The sequence below is a fragment of the Xenorhabdus eapokensis genome (genome assembly GCF_001908105.1).
Genome location: NZ_MKGQ01000102.1, coordinates 1 through 1,657, shown reverse-complemented (window position 1 = coordinate 1,657; position 1,657 = coordinate 1). Strand labels below are relative to the sequence as shown.

General features: G+C 33.4%; 3 protein-coding genes. All 3 read right to left on the bottom strand.

Annotation, left to right across the window (positions count from 1 at the left end; all coding sequences use genetic code 11):
• A partial coding sequence (locus tag Xedl_RS19495; protein ID WP_074025367.1) for a hypothetical protein occupies positions 1 to 401 on the bottom strand: 401 nt, incomplete at its 3' end.
• Between the two features lie 366 nt (positions 402 to 767).
• Positions 768 to 1,157 (bottom strand): hypothetical protein, encoded by a 390-nt coding sequence (locus Xedl_RS19485; RefSeq protein ID WP_074025365.1) that lies wholly within the window; start codon positions 1,155 to 1,157, stop codon positions 768 to 770.
• A gap of 17 nt (positions 1,158 to 1,174) precedes the next feature.
• Positions 1,175 to 1,657: S-type pyocin domain-containing protein (locus tag Xedl_RS19480; protein ID WP_208605106.1), on the bottom strand; the 483-nt coding region annotated here is incomplete at its 5' end.

Genomic DNA, 1,657 nt, shown 5'->3' with positions numbered 1-1,657 from the left:
TTTAGATCTGTTTTCCATTCAGATATTTTGTTCCCATCCTCAGTTTCTGTATAGCGAGGCTCTATGAAATCATTTATTCTATCAGGAGAAAAACCGGGGTAATCATCTATAAATAAAGTTTGATTTTGTATAAAAACCTCTTGTTCTTTGAAATAAATTATCCATATAAAAATAAAATTGACACTACTAGGCTCATACATAGAGACAGCTAACGCTGCATGATCTTTTTTATATAGACCTTCTTTAAGAGACTTAAACCAGCTTTTTTTATAATCATTTATATTCCAATAGGTTATTGGTAGATAGAATTCCTCTTTAAAATCATTTATGATTATTGATGATGGTAAAGCCGGCTCTTCGAAAAATTCAATAATAGAATTTTTTGTTACAATATCAAACATGATTTAATCCTTAATCCTATTTAGTTTACTATCATAAGCACCCATCCTTTTACCTTTTTTATCCATCATTTTCCAGCCATTGGCAACGTTATGCCCATCTATATCTGGTGTGATATTCGATCCACAGTCTATTCCATTTACAATGGTTACACATGAGTGATTATTAAATGCACAAAATGATTGTTATTAATTTATAAAGACTGAATATCTGTGTTGTGATGTACATAAAATAATCTAATTTTGTTCTATGTAAACTCATTTTTCGAGCCAAAAACCTTCATGTGTTAACCCTGATTCCATTTGAAATGATAGGTGAAATTTTTGCATTACTCCTCATAGTGTGAAGAGTAATGCAACATCCTACAATTATGAAAGATTATACAGCCTATTTTTTATTTCTCTTATTTTTGGAGTCAATGCAAAACAATCTTCCAACGACTCTTCATCTAACGACCAATAATCAATTAATTGTGAGTGATATTGATGGTTATTTGAAAGCAAGTTGAGCACATTTATAACTGACTCATCATCACAACGTACATTTTGAGTTAAAAAATCATTTGCAATATCTAACATTAGTTCCATTAGTATATTCTTTTCCATTTTAGAATAATTATTGTTTGAATAAGCAGTTATATATTTATTCAACCACTCTTTAGTTCGGTATTTTTCTGGTAATTCAAGCCCCCAATCTTGAGTAAATCTATCCCCTTTGGGTAATCCTAGATCTTTGCATATACGTTCTATTGTATTCATTATATTGTCCTTCTAATTTAATTCGGATGTGAAGAGTTATATGGAAATGATGTTCTAACAGAACCATCTGATTTTACAATCACTCTTGACATATTTGGTGTTATTTCTGTTCCATCAGGTAAATAACCTCTACCTTTTACAGTTGTTGGTAATGGGACATCGTGAACACCTGCTCCTTTCTGAGCTACTTCTGTAATAAAGTCTGCGGCGGCTTGATCATCAAGGTATTGTCCCACTTGATGACCTTTAGCTCTTGCACGGTCAGCTAATTGATTCGGTTTTAGCTTTTGACCATGTTCAGAAAAGGTATGACCATATGTAGGTTTACTTTTCGGGTTTCCCCATTTAAGTGAAACACTCAAATAAACATAAACCGCCGGCACACCCTCAATCGGGAAAACCAGAATATAATCCCGGAAATCACTCTCCTGTACCGGTGTGGTCGTCTTCGTTGGCCCGCGGTCTGTTCCATCCGATATTGGCGTTTCTGTTTTGTTCCC

What these genes read in the sequence shown, in the direction of transcription:
- Xedl_RS19485 (WP_074025365.1), bottom strand. Translation starts at nt 1,157, where the DNA reads ATGAATACAATAGAACGTATATGCAAAGATCTAGGATTACCCAAAGGG.